Source organism: Pseudoalteromonas sp. A3, assembly GCF_025942345.1.
GTDB lineage: Bacteria > Pseudomonadota > Gammaproteobacteria > Enterobacterales > Alteromonadaceae > Pseudoalteromonas > Pseudoalteromonas atlantica.
In genome coordinates this window covers 103675-119851 of the sequence record NZ_JAPCKL010000012.1, presented here as the reverse complement: position 1 = coordinate 119851, position 16177 = coordinate 103675, and the positions used below count along the sequence as shown (strand labels likewise).

The 16177-nt window shown below is 41.3% G+C and carries 16 protein-coding genes and 1 tRNA gene; 7 read left to right on the top strand and 10 right to left on the bottom strand.

Annotated features, from left to right (window positions below):
* Positions 1–37 precede the first annotated feature (37 nt).
* The 4 genes from OIZ54_RS17135 to murB form a co-directional block, all read right to left on the bottom strand.
* Positions 38–113 (bottom strand) — tRNA-Thr (locus OIZ54_RS17135).
* Positions 114–224: 111 nt separating this feature from the next.
* A complete protein-coding gene (locus OIZ54_RS17130; protein WP_029774310.1) occupies positions 225–950 on the bottom strand; it encodes a type III pantothenate kinase in 726 nt (241 codons plus the stop codon).
* Complete coding sequence (gene birA, locus OIZ54_RS17125) at positions 947–1939, bottom strand: bifunctional biotin--[acetyl-CoA-carboxylase] ligase/biotin operon repressor BirA (RefSeq protein WP_029774311.1); 993 nt, start codon at positions 1937–1939, stop codon at positions 947–949. Before birA ends, OIZ54_RS17130 begins: the two co-directional genes overlap by 4 nt.
* A complete protein-coding gene (gene murB / locus OIZ54_RS17120) occupies positions 1939–2946 on the bottom strand; it encodes a UDP-N-acetylmuramate dehydrogenase (RefSeq protein ID WP_029774312.1) in 1008 nt (335 codons plus the stop codon). The genes birA and murB overlap by 1 nt, the downstream gene beginning before the upstream one ends.
* A 133-nt stretch (positions 2947–3079) precedes the next feature.
* Here murB and OIZ54_RS17115 point away from each other — a divergent pair, with 133 nt between their 5' ends.
* Positions 3080–4924, top strand: a complete 1845-nt coding sequence (locus OIZ54_RS17115) for a M1 family metallopeptidase (RefSeq protein WP_029774313.1) — start codon at positions 3080–3082, stop codon at positions 4922–4924.
* 165 nt (positions 4925–5089) lie between these two features.
* Here the strand turns inward: OIZ54_RS17115 and OIZ54_RS17110 are convergent, their stop codons facing one another.
* On the bottom strand, positions 5090–5704 hold the full coding sequence (locus OIZ54_RS17110; RefSeq protein WP_264390904.1) for a DUF2057 domain-containing protein: 615 nt from the start codon (positions 5702–5704) through the stop codon (positions 5090–5092).
* Between the two features lie 88 nt (positions 5705–5792).
* Between OIZ54_RS17110 and OIZ54_RS17105 the strand changes: the two genes are divergently transcribed.
* The 3 genes from OIZ54_RS17105 to OIZ54_RS17095 all read left to right on the top strand — a co-directional run bounded on the left by OIZ54_RS17105 (position 5793) and on the right by OIZ54_RS17095 (position 9313).
* Entirely contained in the window at positions 5793–6164 is a 372-nt protein-coding gene (locus OIZ54_RS17105; RefSeq protein WP_004587493.1) for a histidine triad nucleotide-binding protein, read from the top strand.
* Positions 6165–6383: 219 nt separating this feature from the next.
* Positions 6384–7040, top strand: a complete 657-nt coding sequence (locus OIZ54_RS17100; RefSeq protein ID WP_004587492.1) for a helix-turn-helix transcriptional regulator — start codon at positions 6384–6386, stop codon at positions 7038–7040.
* Positions 7041–7156: 116 nt separating this feature from the next.
* The gene (locus tag OIZ54_RS17095) at positions 7157–9313 is read left to right on the top strand and encodes an ATP-binding protein (RefSeq protein ID WP_096740308.1); all 2157 of its coding nucleotides are present in this window, start codon (positions 7157–7159) and stop codon (positions 9311–9313) included.
* 36 nt (positions 9314–9349) lie between these two features.
* Here OIZ54_RS17095 and OIZ54_RS17090 read toward each other — a convergent pair whose 3' ends face one another.
* From OIZ54_RS17090 to OIZ54_RS17070, 5 genes are all read right to left on the bottom strand, one after another.
* Positions 9350–9925 carry a hypothetical protein gene (locus tag OIZ54_RS17090; protein ID WP_096740309.1) on the bottom strand — a complete coding sequence of 192 codons (576 nt, stop codon included), beginning with the start codon at positions 9923–9925 and terminating at the stop codon, positions 9350–9352.
* Entirely contained in the window at positions 9925–10590 is a 666-nt protein-coding gene (locus tag OIZ54_RS17085) for an AHH domain-containing protein (protein WP_096740310.1), read from the bottom strand. Before OIZ54_RS17085 ends, OIZ54_RS17090 begins: the two co-directional genes overlap by 1 nt.
* Positions 10591–10693: 103 nt before the next feature.
* The gene (locus OIZ54_RS17080; RefSeq protein ID WP_264390903.1) at positions 10694–12118 is read right to left on the bottom strand and encodes a mannose-1-phosphate guanylyltransferase/mannose-6-phosphate isomerase; all 1425 of its coding nucleotides are present in this window, start codon (positions 12116–12118) and stop codon (positions 10694–10696) included.
* A 68-nt stretch (positions 12119–12186) separates the two neighbouring features.
* Entirely contained in the window at positions 12187–12960 is a 774-nt protein-coding gene (locus OIZ54_RS17075) for an amidohydrolase (RefSeq protein ID WP_055255456.1), read from the bottom strand.
* Complete coding sequence (locus OIZ54_RS17070; protein ID WP_248532845.1) at positions 12948–14090, bottom strand: methionine aminotransferase; 1143 nt, start codon at positions 14088–14090, stop codon at positions 12948–12950. The genes OIZ54_RS17075 and OIZ54_RS17070 overlap by 13 nt, the downstream gene beginning before the upstream one ends.
* Positions 14091–14302: 212 nt before the next feature.
* Between OIZ54_RS17070 and OIZ54_RS17065 the strand changes: the two genes are divergently transcribed.
* From OIZ54_RS17065 to OIZ54_RS17055, 3 genes are read left to right on the top strand one after another with little or no spacing between them, the layout of a single operon-like run.
* Entirely contained in the window at positions 14303–14926 is a 624-nt protein-coding gene (locus OIZ54_RS17065) for a methylthioribulose 1-phosphate dehydratase (protein ID WP_004587487.1), read from the top strand.
* Positions 14926–15609: an acireductone synthase gene (mtnC, locus tag OIZ54_RS17060; protein WP_264390902.1), complete on the top strand. Its 684-nt coding sequence runs from the start codon at positions 14926–14928 to the stop codon at positions 15607–15609. The genes OIZ54_RS17065 and mtnC overlap by 1 nt, the downstream gene beginning before the upstream one ends.
* Complete coding sequence (locus OIZ54_RS17055) at positions 15606–16148, top strand: 1,2-dihydroxy-3-keto-5-methylthiopentene dioxygenase (RefSeq protein ID WP_121638140.1); 543 nt, start codon at positions 15606–15608, stop codon at positions 16146–16148. The genes mtnC and OIZ54_RS17055 overlap by 4 nt, the downstream gene beginning before the upstream one ends.
* Positions 16149–16177 lie beyond the last annotated feature (29 nt).

Here is a 16177-nt window from a genome sequence, read left to right as displayed (position 1 = left end):
ATAATTCTTTACTAATTCACTTTCGGTAAAAGGAAAGTGGTGCCGACTAACCGAGTCGAACGGTTGACCTACTGATTACAAGTCAGTTGCTCTACCAGCTGAGCTAAGTCGGCACTGCTTTAGTACGGGGCGAGATATTAGAGTAAGGTTTATTATGATGCAACTATAAAATTAAAAAAAATGTAATTTTTTAGCTTAAATGCTCACAATTCATGCAAAAGTGCTTAATTTTGCTGTTTTTCGTCGTTTTTACTTAGCTCATGCCAATAATTTAATCCTTTCATAACCAATAAAGAATCAAAAATACTGCCACTTATTTGCTGCTGTAACAGCAAACCGTAACCACCTGCGCACAAAATTTGTGGTTTTTGTTCGCCTGCGATGTGTTTAAGTTGATATTTGGCCTGCTCAATAGCGCCTAATGTTGCCACCAGCGCGCCATTTTTTAATCCATTGGGTGTGTTTTTACCTAGCTCGTTTAAAAAGGGGGTATTGGCATCATCAAACACGCGTTGAGTATTTTGTGTTAATGAGCGAGTCATTAAATCAAGGCCGGGCAATATCCAGCCTCCTAAGTGCTCGCCTTCGCCACTCAGTACATCAATAGTGGTTGCTGTGCCAGCATCAACAATAATACTCGCTCTGTTTGGGTAAAGTGTAAAACCTGCCACCAGCGCAAGCCAGCGGTCAATACCTAAATTGCTAACCTGTTCATATGCGCAGCTTAAGCCACTGAGATTTTTACTAACATGCGCCTCAAAACACGGAATACTTTTTTTGGCGGCTAATGTGAGCGCGTCATTTAATAATTCACTGTTACCTACACAAGCATACACAACCTCAGTTATTGCTTGCCACGGCACGTCGCTCATAGAAACGGGCGTTGCTTGTTGCTCGCGCCATAAGGCCGCTTTTAATGACGTATTACCTACATCTATTAGCAGTTTCATAATTCCGCCTTTCTTAACGAGATTTCGCCGCCATAGTAACTTTTAACTTCGCCGTCTTGGCGAATACGTATTCCGCCGTGCTGATCAATACCCTCACAAATACCCCGCCAGCTTCTGTGCCCCGTATTTAGCTCTACGCATTCTCCTGCAAAGGCGTTTAGGGCGTTCCACTGTGCGTACATACTGTTTAGCCCGTCTTGCTGGTAATCTGCCAAACGCTGCTCTAAATAAAAGGTAAGCGAAGCAACTAACTGGTTTTTATCAAGCGCGGTGGTGTGTTGGCTTAAATCAGTCCATGCTTGGTCAATGTGTTCGCTGGTGTTTTGCGGCATGTGTAGATTAATGCCAATACCAATGACTAGCTGACAAGGGCCTTGCGGTTGCCCATCTAGCTCAACTAATACTCCAGCTAGTTTTTGCTTATTTATGTATATGTCGTTTGGCCATTTAAGTTCAATGTCTATATCGTAAAGTGCTTTTATAGCATCATATACCGCAAGCCCTACTGCAATTGATACGCCCATAGCAGCTTGCAGGCCATCATCTAAGCGCCAAAAATAACTGTAATATAAATTAGCCCCAAATGGAGATTGCCATACCCGCCCTCGCCTTCCGCGCCCTGCTTGCTGCATTTCGGCAACCACAACAGTGCCAGACTCAAGCGCGACTTTATTTTGAATACGGCGCATTAGCTCGCTGTTGGTTGAATCTATAATAGGGTGTACTTCTACTTGGGCTATATTGGCACCTAATGCATGGTAATGTTTGGTTATATCGTCTCGGTTTAGCAAACCCACCGCATTGTTTAAACTGTAACCTTTACCCGTCACTTTAAATATATCGAGCCCCATGTCTTGCAGTGTTTGTATATGTTTACTCACTGCCGCACGGCTTATACCCAGTTGCTCGCCAAGGACTTGGCCCGATACAAAGCCACCTTGGTTAAGTGCGTTTAATATTGCTAGTTTATTTCCATCTGGTGCTTTCATTACGCGTGCTCCGTAGTAATATGGCATTCACTATTTGTGTTTATAAGCCTTACTTCGTGCTCTAGCATTATGCCGTAACGTGTAAACACCGTATTTTGTATATGCGTGATCATAGTGATTAAATCGCGCCCTTTACTATCACCATGATTAACTAATACCAGCGCCTGTTGCTGGTGCACCTCAATCCCTGCTACTGTAAAGCCCTTCAAGCCCGCTTGGTCAATTAGCCAACCTGCCGCCACTTTGTGATGGTTTTCCCCATAGGGGTAATGCGGTAAATCACCAAACCGCACAAGCAGCGCTTCTAAACGCGCATTGCTAATAATCGGATTTTTAAAAAAGCTACCCGCATTGGCTAAAGTGTATGGGTTTGGCAGCTTAGCGTTACGAATTTCAATAACCTGCTCAAATACCATTTTAGGGGTGGGATTTTGCAATACTTTGAGTGGGCCATAACTTAAAACTGGCTGCCACTTCTTAGGGAGCGCTAAATTAACCTGAGTGATCACCGCTTTGTTTTTTAAAGCATGTTTAAAAATAGAGTCACGATAAGCAAACTCACACTGTGCGTTAGTTAAAGTCACCTTGGTTTTTGTGGCTATATCAATGTATTCAACCGACTCTACAAATTGAGCGAGCTCAACACCATAAGCACCAATGTTTTGTACCGGCGACGCCCCAACAGTGCCCGGAATAAGCGCTAGGTTTTCAAGCCCTGCAATATTTTTATCAAGTAAATAGCTTACTAGGTTATGCCAGTTCTCACCCGCAGCTGCACTCACTAATACGTCATTTTCTCGCTCGGTAATAGTAATGCCCTTAGTGGCCATTTTAATTACGGTGCCTGCGTAGTTTTCTAAAAATATTGTGTTGCTACCTTCCCCTAATAAACAAAACGGAGCACTAAAACGGTGTGCTTTAAGTTGCTCAACCGAGGTTATTTCAACAAAATGCTGGCATTGATTGTTTAGTGCAAAGGTATGTAAAGGTTTTAATGAGTGCGCCACAAAGGTCTCTGAGTGTACTGGTAACTAATCGCAGTAGTTTACCTTATTGTCGCAAAGAATGTAAAAATCACTCAACCCGCTGTATCAATCATGATATAAAACCTGCACTTATTATTAGTGTTCAGGGTATTTTATGAAAATTAAACCTCTTTTTTTAAGCCTCGCTATGGCCGGTATGTGCTCGCAAGCAATGGCAAACGCGATTGATCAAAACTCATACGCCAACCTAGATGATGTGGTAACAACACACTTAAACCTTGATTTAGATGTCGATTTTGCCGACAAGCAATTAGAAGGTTTTGTTGAGCACACGCTAAAGTGGAACAATGACACGAGTAAAAAGCTGGTACTTGATACCCGCGACTTAGACATTGATAAAGTAATGTACCAAGACACCTCGGGCGATTGGCACAAAGCTAAATTTACACTGGCAGATCGCGATGATGTTAAAGGCTCAAAACTAACAATTACTTTAAAAAGCCAAGCGCCAAAAGTACGTATTTACTACAACAGCCGCCCAGAAGCATCTGGCCTGCAATGGTTAACACCAGAGCAAACAGCCAGCAAAACGCACCCGTTTATGTACAGCCAATCGCAGGCTATTCACGCTCGTAGCTGGTTACCAGTACAAGATACCCCTGCCATGCGCGTTACTTACTCTGCCCGTATTCATACACCAAAAGATATACGTGCCGTAATGAGCGCCGATAACAAAGACGCACTATACAAAGATGGCGACTACCACTTTGAGATGCCACAAGCTATTTCGCCGTACTTAATTGCGATTGGTGCAGGTAATTTAGAATTCAAAGCCATGTCAAAACAAACTGGTATATTTGCCGAGCCTGAAATTTTAGATGCTTCGGTTGCCGAGTTTAACGACACCCAAGCCATGATCGACAAAACCAACGAAATGTATGGTGAGTATGCATGGGGTCGTTACGATTTATTAATGTTACCGCCTAGCTTTCCGTTTGGTGGTATGGAAAACCCGCGCCTTTCGTTTATTACCCCTACCGTAGTTGCTGGCGATAAAAGCTTAGTAAACCTTATTGCGCATGAGCTTGCACACTCTTGGTCTGGTAACTTAGTTACCAACGCGACGTGGGAAGATTTATGGTTAAACGAAGGTTTTACCTCTTACGTTGAAAACCGCATCATGGAAGAAGTGTTTGGCCGCGACCGCGCCGTAATGGAGCAAGCTTTAGATGCAGCAGGCTTACGCGCGCAACTTAAAACCATTGATGCACCCGATACGCGCCTTAATTTAAAACTTAATGGCCGCGATCCAGATGATGCATTTAGCTCAGTGCCATACACTAAAGGTCAGCTATTTTTAATCTACCTAGAAGAAAAATACGGCCGTGATAAGTTTGATGACTTTGTTAAGACCTACTTTAATGAGTTTGCATTTAAATCGCTGACTACTGCGCAATTTGTTACTTACTTAAAAGCCAACTTAATTGAAAAATATCCAGGCGTTGTAAGCATGGATAAAGTGAATGAGTGGATTTTTGAGCCAGGTTTACCAAGCGATGCACCTAACCCAACATCGGATGCGTTTGATAAAGTAGATACAGCAAGCGCAGCATGGTTAAAAGGTGAAACAAGCGCAGCACAATTACCTACGGCTCAGTGGACAGTGCACGAATGGTTACACTTTTTAAATAACCTACCACGTGATTTAAGCTTAGATAAAATGAGCGAGCTTGATAAGCAATTTAACTTAACGCAATCAACCAATGCAGAGCGCGCGTTTGCATGGTTTATGTTAGCGGTAGGTAATGGTTACCAACCTATTTACCCAGCGCTTGATAAGCATTTATCAGGTATTGGCCGCCGTAAATTAATTGTGCCGTTATACAAAGCACTTATTAAAAATGGTAAGCGTGAGTGGGCACATGATGTATACATCAAAGCACGCCCAGGCTACCACCCACTTGCACAAGGCACCATTGACGCTTTATTTGATAAATAAACAATCTGTGCCAACCCTAAAAGTGTTTAGACCTTTAGGGTAAAACAGCAAAACCATTAAAAAAGGCCGATTTATCGGCCTTTTTTAATACTGTAATTTTCTCAAGCTAAAAACTGTAACTAAGTTCAGCGCAGTTAGCGCTTAACATTAGTAGGTGAGATAAGTTTATGATTCAGCGCCTTGGTTCGTTACCTTTTCTAAAAAGGCCTTTCGCTCAGCAATAGTTGCTTGCTGCCACCAAAATTCTAGCATTTGCGGTGCACTTGGCATGCCTTTGCCATTAATAGGCGCAATAGGCTTAATAGGTTGGCTTGGACGCGTTGGACCCGCTGGCACCGTATTTTGTAAAGCAGGCTTTTGACTTGCAAGCTGTGTATTTGAAATAACACTAAGCGGCTGTGCCACAGACGCGCCCTTTGCTTTTAAACTTACCTGTGGTGCCTCAGCAAATATTTTCGCTGATACCGCGTTATCGGCACGATTAAACACCATGTCGTAGTCTTTGTTATCGTCAATAGTAATATCTACCCAAAACGGTTCAGACTCTATTACCTCATGATCGTCAAAGCCTAGCTCGTATAAATCGGTGTATTTTAATTTTAATCGATAAGACCCAGGGGCAAGTTCAATGTCGTCAACGCGGCTAAATAAAGAGCTTTCAATCACTCTTTCGCCGACTTGTAAAGGCACTAACTCTTCAGGAAAGTGAATATTTCCGGCACTTACTGACATACTCATCAATAGTGCCGCAGCTGCAGTTATTAACATTGGTTTACGCATAAAAACTCCTTTATTTGTTTTGAGTTTGACACTGCAAACAAAATTTGTCATTAGTGACTTTAAATTCAACCCTTACACTGAAACGATTATGAGCACAGAAACAATATTTACAAAAATTATTAACCGCGAAATTCCCGCCGACATTATTTACGAAGACGACACCACCCTTGCATTTAAAGATATAAACCCGCAAGCCCCTTTTCATGTGTTAATTATTCCAAAAAAAGCAATTGCTACTATCAATGATATTAACAGCGAAAACTCACATTTAGTTGGAAATTTATACGAGGTTGCTGCTAAATTAGCCAAGCAATTTAACTTTAGTGACGATGGCTACAGAGTAGTAATGAACTGCAATAAACACGGCGGGCAAACCGTGTATCACATACATTTACATATGCTTGCAGGCAAAGAAATGGGCTGGCCTCCGTATCAAGAAGCTAAAAAATTAAAAATTTAATAATAAAAATTCACTGGAATTATTAGTATTTAGCTAGTTACAAATGTTATGGTTTATCATGTATATAAAGTGAAAAATAATTACTTATTTGCAACATTTTATGTTTAAATAATCGTAAAATCGTACTTGTTCACAAGGCGAAACCCGACTTTCTAATACAAAAGGTGTGGAAGTCGTGATAAACTTAACTAGTCAGCTTTATAAAAAGAGTATAAAAACATGAGCAGTTCAGCCTTTTTGTTATTAGATCAAGAGCCAATTAACACCATTGGCATTAACGTTTTAGAACCTTTGTTAAAAACGCAAGGCCTTGACGTAACCACGGGTACAAATATTTTAGATGTACCAGAAGGGACTCGATTACTGTTCATTGAAACATCAAGTAACGATGCATGGGGTAAACTAAAAGAACAGCTAGTTAACCTGCGCACCAAGTGCGATATCGTATTATTTAACCTAGACGAAAACCCAGAGCTCGCTAACCGCGCGCTGTTGAGCGGTATTCGTGGCGTGTTTTATACGACAGATAACGCTGATGTATTAATGAAAGGTATTCGCTTACTTTTAGAAGATCAGCTTTGGTACAGACGTGACATTATGTGTAATGCATTAAACCGCATGCTGCAGTTTAATAAAGACGCACTACACAAGCTGACCGAAGGCGATATAGAGCCAATTAAACTCACTAAACGAGAAAAAGCAATAATCTCGTTAATGAGTAAGGGTTCTAAAAACAAAGAAATTGCTGAAGATTTAAGCATCAGCCCGCACACAGTTAAAACACATTTATACAGCGCATTTAGAAAAACTAAATGTCGTAACCGTATTGAGCTACTATCTTGGGCTCAACAAAACATTCCAGACGAAATTCGTTAATCAATTTCGTAATTTAAAAACAGGCACTTATGGTGCCTGTTTTTGTTTATGCTGCATGCTTGTTAAATTAATCGCTTTTTATTACTCTATTTAAAGTACCCATTGCTGGAACCTCTATGCTCGACTCATTTACCCTCTTTTTTGCCAGCATTGCCGTTATTATTGTAATGACCCTTCTTAACTTTTTAACATGGCGTACCAACAAAAGTACCCCAGGTACTCTGCTTTATATTTTTTACCCGGTTTTATTACTAGGCGCAGTAATTGGCTTTACGCTGATTGGCAAAACACACAACCTTATTGTGATTAGTATTGCCAGCAGTATGATGTTTGGCGCATCAATTGTGCACAGCTTGGCCATATGCCAATTTTTAGATTATCGGGGTATTGGATTTAAGCTATTGTGCTCCTTTACCGCGTTTAGCGCCGTAATGTTGGGGTATTATTCTTTTATTGACCCTTCTTTACGCGAGCGTATTTACGTCTCGGATGTACAGCACATTGCAGAAGCCACTTTTTTGCTGTTTTTATTTATTAAATATGCCCGAAAGCCCTACCCAAATGGCACCATTGTTTACATTTTAATATTAACTTTAGTTGGCCTGAGCTTTATTAGCCGCTCACTATTTATGGTTAATATTGAACAACCCCTGCTATTGCAAAGCCCATGGTTTAGCAGCTTACTGTTTTTAAATGGCGTTATTGCACCTATGTTTTATGCCGCCGGTATGGCGCTTTTGTGTAATGAACGCAGAGAAAAAAACCTTAACAAGCTAGCCGACAAAGCCCAAAAAGATTTAGAAATTAGAGGCCTGTTTTTATCAACGATTAGCCATGAAATTCGCACCCCCCTTAATGGCATATTAGGCAGCGCCCAATTGGTTATGAACCAAAGCACCGATACCCGCAATAAAGCCTATTGTGAGGCCATTATTAATTCAGCCGAGTCATTAAACTTACTGGTTGATAAAGTGCTCGACTACGCAAGCCTAGATCAAAGTGATGAAGCACTTTACGAAGAAGACATTGAATTTAAAACCTGGTTAAACAATTTATGTTTATTGCTCAGCCCATTAGCGGAGCAAAAACAACTTAAGTTTGAACTGGTATGTAATATCCCTGAACAAGCCTGTTACTACTGCGATCAGCAAAAATTAAGGCAAATTATTATTAACCTTGTTGGTAACGCCATTAAATTTACCGACCACGGTATAGTAAAAATTCAGGTTGATTTAATAAGCGACAGGCAACTTGAGCACACCATAAAAATTAGCGTTAAAGACTCAGGCCCTGGTATCGAAAAAGACGAAATAGCCTACTTAACCGAACCCTACGTACAAAGTAGCGCCGGCAAAGAAAAAGGCGGCACCGGCCTTGGGCTTGCCATCACCAGCCGCTTACTAGAAAAGCTAGGCAGCCGTTTAGAAATAACCAGTCAACTAGGCACTGGTAGCGTATTTAGCTTTACCACCACCTTTACGCTAGGGGAGCTTAGTTTGGTAGAGCAGCGCCATCAAAACAAAGACTACTTAACCGGCCTTGAAGTACTGCTAGTCGAGGATTTAGATTTAAATCAAAAAATTGCCATTGAATTTATGGCCGAAGATGAGCATAAAATAAAGCTCGCCAAAGATGGCAAAAGCGCTATTGAACTGCTGCAAACGCATCACTTTGACGTTATTTTACTGGATATGAACCTGCCAGACTTTACCGGCCAAGAAGTATTAAAACGTTTGCAGCGTTTGGAGCATAAAAACCAGCGCACGCCCGTACTGGCTTTTACAGCAAGCTTAAGCCCTGATGAGGTAAAAGAATACTTAGCTCTGGGAATAAAAGACATAGTAGGCAAACCAATTAAGCAGCAAAAGCTTCGCCAAGCACTGAGTGATTCACAATCCAATCAAACTGCAAATATAGCTGTAGAGCTAGTAGACACCTTATACGACGAAACCGCAGCAGAAACGCTAACTAGCTCATTTAGTGAGGATGAAGTGTCGTCGATTTACAATGAATTTGTACTCTCAGCACGGACTAAACTAACCCGATGCCAAGAACTTATTGACCAGCAACCAGAGCAGTGCATTAAATTATTGCACCGCCAAGCAAGCACCGCGCTGCAATTAGGCTTTAACCGTTACGGTATTGAGCTTAAAAAAATAGAGCGCCGCTTGCTTGATAACAAACCCCATAACAACCTGTTAGATGAGGCGTTAGAGCTATGGCAGCGCAGCCTAGAACAATACTTAAAGTTTGTACGTGGGCAGTTGAGTTAGCATTGAAAAGCATATACCTTGGATGCTTTAGTTTATTTATTCAAACCTGGCAACTTCTTCAAAGCTTAGCCCAGTAAAGCCGTGCGCTTGCAAAGCACAAAATAGATTTAGAGAAATGTCTCTATCACTTACACGAGAGTCAAGAACATAAGTACCTTCAAATCGATCCTCTGGAATTTTAAATATACAACTATGCTTTGGTAGTTTTTCTTTTTTGAATACCGCTTTTTGTAATCCAATATTTAAACCTGGTAGCATAAAAGTACTCATTTCAACATCCAAAAATCCCCTTATTGTTCTAGTGACATTATAAAAGTACCAGTTTTCATCACCTACATAGAAAGGTAGTAACTCTCCCGAATCTTCAAAAATATCTGCCAGTTCATTTGCTACGTGCTCTTTTATAGCAAGGCCTTGTAAATTTATTGCTGTAATATCACCTATAGGTGTTTTTTTTTCTTGATTGTAATGCGCACTAAAATTTATTAATGTTGACTCTTTTGATGAACCATCAGGCTTCCATAGGTCAGGCTCACATAAAGATTCGCTATCAGGAAATATGACTCTGTAATGGTTAACGTTTGGCGTGATTTTATAAATAACTTTACTCATTAGTACCCATAAACTCCATTTTGTAGCGATATAGCAATTGATTGTAAAATCGCTGCACATTCACTACGTGTATTTGCTAACGATAGTTGATTAGTAATATTTAGATAATATAACTCTGTATGAATTTTTGCATGATTAGAAGCGTCAGGCATAGCTGGGTGAGGAACGTAGTTTTCGTTCTTTGGCAAAAAGACTCCATTACTTGGATCATCTATTCGAATTTTAAATTTAGCAAGTATCTTTCTAGCAGCTCGCGCCAGCTCATGAGTACCAGATACAATCGCATGGGTAGCCGTATTTGGTGGCTTTTTACCAGCTCCTGTTGCAGACATATATCTTGCCATTCTTTGCGGCCGGTGTTTTTCTTTCAAAAGAGCTTCTGTTGTTGTTCTATTTGCCATCTCTGCATAACGAGAATATGCTAATAAACCAAACTTAACACTCCTAGTAGCTATCTTATTATAAAGGCGAGCAGCATGTTGAGCAATTTCAGCTTCAGTAAGTTTACGTTCGGTCTCTTTTAAAGTTTTCTCCAACTCGTTTGAAATAAGTGTTTCTGAGTCTCTAAACTTATAAATAACACCTGATTCTCTTATACTTTGGCGTAACCCTTGAAGGAGTTCACCAGGTTCTACTTGAACAGCTGTAATCAAAGATTTATCCATGTAACGTCCCTATAATTTTAACTGACAACATAGTATTTTAAATAACTTTTTATTTCAATCAACAACCTCGCTACTTAAGTTTATCACTAGAAAACCACTTTATTTAAATACCTAACCTTCCATACTTATCATCAAAACGCTCTATGTCACTTTCATCTAGTACGGTGCCAGTTTGTACTTCAATGACAATTAGCGGCTCTTTTTGATTGTTCGCTAAGCTGTGTATTTGTTTTGCTGCAATGTAGCAAGATTGGTCGTGGCTAAGTGTTAATGCTTGCTTATCAATACGTACATCGGCAATCCCCGATACCACTACCCAATGCTCTGCACGATGCTGATGGCGCTGCGTTGAAAGTTTAGCCCCGCTGTTTACGGTTATTTTTTTAACTTTAAACCCTGCCCCTGTTACTAAAGTGCGGTAATTGCCCCAAGGCCGATACACAACCTGATGGTGATTGAGTTTATCACTTTGGCTAACCGCTAATTGCTTGAGCAATAAAGGCAGACCATCGAGCTTGTTTTTATTGGCAACGAGGGTGGCATCGTGGGTATGAATAATAGCTAAGTCGCTAACCCCAAGGGTAGCAACGCTGTGATCGTCTTCGCTTAAAACAAAATTATTAGTACTATTTTGCGCGCTATGGCTATCGTTTTCATTATTGCCATGTGCATCTTTTTTAATAAGGCTAGCCAAGGCACTAAAGCTGCCTACATCACTCCAATTAAGAGCAACAGGCAGCACTGCTACATTATTACTGCGCTCTAAAATGGCGTAATCGATAGAGTCACTTGGGCAATTTTTAAGTGGCTCACTTATCGGCCTTGTAAATCCTAAATCGTCAGAGAAATTAGCCGCCGCGCTTACACTGTGTGCAATTTTTGGTGCAAAGCGTTCTAGCTCATTTAAATAGGCTTGCGGTGTAAATAAAAACATCCCGCTATTCCAGCTATAACCGCCTTGAGTTAAATAATGCTCAGCGGTAGCCAAGCTTGGCTTCTCTTTAAATGCAGCCACTTTATAGCAATTTGAGCCTGCTATTTTACTACCTTGCTTAATGTAGCCAAACCCAGTGTGGGGCTGTGTTGGTGTAATTGAAAACGTGACCAGCATACCTTGCAGGGCTAATTCAATTGCATCATTTAGTTTAAGTGTGAGCTCAGTAAAGTTGGATATATGATGATCGGCAGGCATCACCAGTATTGGCCCAGTTATGCCTTGCTGTAAAGCGTAGTGTGCTGCCAGCGCAATAGCCGGCGCGGTATTTTTACCCTGCGGCTCTAACAAAAGTGCATGAGGAGTAGCCTGCGCACTTTGCTCAGCAGCAATAAAGCGGTGCTGTTCGTTACAAACAAGTATTGGCTTTGCAAACCCCTCGCCCGATACACGCGCTAACGTGCTTTGTAATAGTGAGTGTTTGTTATCAAGCAGAGGTAAAAATTGCTTAGGCATAGCTTGGCGAGAAAGCGGCCATAACCGTGTGCCAATGCCGCCCGCTAAAATTACCGGTGTTATAAGGGTTGTATTCATAAAGCCGCCAATAAACATATCAGCGGCTATTTTAGCACTTTATTGGCTAGGCGCTAATGCTTAGCGATTTATACCAAGGTAAACGCGTCGGCATCTAAATAAGCAGGAAACGAGGCTTTAAAATCATCGAGCGGTGCTTTTTCAAGTGTTACGGTAAGTAACTCTTGTGTATTGTCTTTTGCTTTGGCGATCGTATCGCCTTTAAAGTCGTACACAGCCGTGCCGCCATTGTGCGCAACACCATTGCCATCGTCGCCAACACGGTTAACGGCTACTACATAACATAGGTTTTCCATAGCGCGCGCCATTAATAGCGTATCCCAAATATGACGACGAACTGCAGGCCAGTTAGCAACGTTTATCATTACATCGTAATCATTATTGTTGCGCTGAAAAACCGGAAAGCGCAAGTCGTAACATACTTGTGGCAGTAACTTAAAACCGTTAATTTCAAACGTTTTACGCGCTTGTCCTGCGACAACGTAATCGCCCTCACTGCCTAAGCGAAATAAATGACGTTTATCGTAATAATTTACCTCGCCACTTGGGGTCACCCAATAAAAGCGATTCGCTTTTTTATCGCCTTGAGCAACCAAAACCGAACCTGCAATAACGGCTTTATGTTTATGTGCTTGGGTTTTTAGCCAGCTCAGCACTTTGCCATTTTCGGGCTCTGCGCAATCAAGGTTAATAGCAAAGCCTGTGGCGAAGGTTTCGGGTAGTAAAATTAAATCAGGTTGAGCGCTCATCGCTGCTAATTTTTTATCAAACATGGCTAAATTGGCGTCTTTATCAAGCCAATGCAGCGCACTTTGAACGAGTGTAAGCGTTAAAGTTGACATAATATTTGCGCGGCCTCTATTAAGGTTTCATCGTTTTTAGCAAAACACAGTCGAATCACTTTATCATTTGAAGGTTGCTTATAAAACACACTTAAAGGAATAGCAGCAACCCCAGCTTGCTCTACTAACCAGTGGCAAAAATCCACATCATTAAGATCAGACACTTCACTGTAATCGAGCAATAAAAAGTACGTACCTTGGCTTGGTAAAATATTAAAACGGCTGTCACTTAAGTGCTGTGCCAGTAAGTCGCGCTTTTGCTGATAAAAATTACTCAGCTCATCGACATGCTCGCCTTGTTGTTCAAGCATGTCGGCCAATGCGTGTTGTGCAGGTGTAAAGCTTGAAAAAGTAACATACTGGTGTATTTTTCTAAATTCAATAGCAAGCGGTGCAGGCGCAATACAGTACCCCATTTTCCAGCCGGTACTGTGAAATGTTTTGCCAAAGCTTGATATAACAAAGCTTTTTTCACGCAGCTGCTCATCACAAAGCATGCTTAAGTGCTTATCGCCATCAAAGGTAATATGTTCGTAAACTTCATCACTTATTACATATAAATCGTGGTCGCTTACTAACGATTTAAGCGCGTTTATATCATGGCTTTTAAGTATTTTTCCGCTTGGGTTGTGTGGCGTATTAATAATTATAGCGCGCGTGTTTTTGCTCACTGCGCTGCGAACAGTTTGCCAATCAATAGCATAATCGGGTGCATGCAATGCAATATGAACTGTTTTACCGCCAGCAAGCTCAATGGCAGGCTGGTAAGAGTCATAAGCGGGGTCAAACACAATGACTTCATCATCGGGGCGTACTATAGTTTGAATAGCCACAAATAATGCTTCGGTGGCGCCCGACGTTACCGTAACTTGCTCAGCTGCATCAATGTTAGCCGCATATTTACGCGAAACTAAATTTGCTATTTGTTGCTGTAAACGGGGCACACCACTGGATGGCGAATATTGATTAACCCCTTGCTGAACATAAAAATTTAGCTGGTTTTTTAGTAATTCTGGCGCATCAAACTCAGGAAAACCCTGCGATAAATTTATTGCCGAATGCTGACTTGCCAAGCCACTCATTTGGCTAAATATACTAACACTTAAATTTGGTAATTTACTTTCAAACACGACAGGCCCTTAATGATGGTTTTGCGCTTAAAGCGATGCTATCATTGCTTAAAACAGAAGTATAGCCGTCTAAAATTAAATAGCTTTATATCAATTTGCTTAATTAACTGAGCTATTTTGAGGTAGCAAAAACGCAGCTCGCGTTTGGTTTAGCGCCTCAAATGCATTAAGTATTATTACGCATTGGTATTACACTCATTGGTGAGGAATGTATGCACAACAATACCGCTATTTCGCAACTTATTGAAGCCGGAAAATGGATCAGTCAAAAAGGCTGGGTTCCCGCCACCGGCGGAAATTTTTCGGCGCGCACCGCAACAGGGTATGTGGTTACCGCTAGCGGCTTTGATAAAGGTCAGCTCGGTACACACACATTCATTGAGCTTGATCATCAAGGTAATCGCACTAAAGGTGCTGGCAACCCATCGGCCGAAACGCAATTGCACTTAGGCATGTATAAGCTTATTCCGCACGCAAACGTGGTGCTGCATACTCACTCAGTAGCAGCCACCGTACTATCGCGTGTAATTAAAAGCCATGCATTAAATTTAAGCGGTTACGAAATGCAAAAGTCACTCAGTGGGGTAACTTCGCATTTAGATACGCTCAGCATTCCTATTTTTGAAAACGACCAAGACATAGACCGCTTAAGCTTGCTGCTTAGCGATCACCACTTACATACACCCATTGAGCATGCAGTGTTAATTCGTGGGCATGGCGTTTATGTAGTAGGGCGTAATTACAAGCAAGCACTTCGCCATTTAGAAGGGTTAGAGTTTTTATTTAGTTGCGAGCTGGAACGGTTAAAAATAGAAGGTATTGGGGCACAGCTATAATGATAAAAGCAATTTTAACTGATATTGAAGGCACCATAACACGTATCTCATTTGTAAAAGAGGTGCTGTTTCCGTATGCAGCCAAGCAACTAGCAACGTTTATGCGCTTAAACGAAAATAAACCCCATGTCGCTGAGCAAATAGCGGCTGTTAAAGCCATTATTAATGAGCCAGATGCCGATATAGAAAATGTCATTAGCGTGTTACTAAAGTGGATTGAAGAAGATAAAAAAATTACCCCTTTAAAGCAAATACAAGGGCTAATTTGGCAAACGGGCTACGAGCACGGTGATTTTAAAGGCCACCTATACGCAGATGCGTTTGAGTTTTTACAAGCTCAGCATGCTCAAGGCACCGCACTCTATGTCTATTCATCAGGCTCGGTAAGGGCGCAGCAGTTACTCTTTAAATACAGTGACTATGGCGATATTCGCCCCCTGTTTAATGATTTTTTTGATACCAAAGTCGGCGCAAAGCAAGAGCAAGCAGCCTATAACACTATAGTTAACCAGCTCCCTTTTAGTGCTAACGAAATCTTGTTTTTAAGTGATGTGGCAGGTGAGCTTGATGCAGCTAAAGCCGCAGGGCTTAAAACCTTGCACTTAATACGTGATGGCCAAGCACAAAGCGCGCACCCATACGTACATGACTTTAGCACAGTTAAATTGGAGCAATTTGCATGAGCCAATTAACAATTTATGCTAACAACAATCCAAGTAATGCGCTGGTAAACACCCGCGATTTAAGCGAAATTACTCAGCAATTAGCAAAGGTAAATGTACGTTTTGAACAATGGCAAGCAACCGCACCCATTAATGAGCACACCACAAATGAGCAAATTATCGCAGCGTATAAAAATGATATAGCACGCTTAAAAGCGCAAAATGGCTACCAAACGGTGGATGTTATTTCGCTTGCAAAAGGTAATCCTGCAGCGGCACAAATGCGAGAAAAGTTTTTATTTGAGCACACTCATAGTGAAGACGAAGTTCGTTTTTTTGTAAAAGGCCAAGGGTTATTTTGCCTACATATTGATGCCAAAATTTACCAAGTATTATGCCAGCAAGGTGACTTAATTTCGGTCCCAACTCTTACCCCACATTGGTTTGATATGGGGAGCGACCCTGAGTTTACCGCCATTAGATTATTTAATAATACCGAGGGCTGGGTTGCAAAAAGCACCGAGTCTGAAATAGCGAAGCAGTTTCCGTTGCTCGCATAGCAAAAGTAATACGCTCCACAAAGGGATAA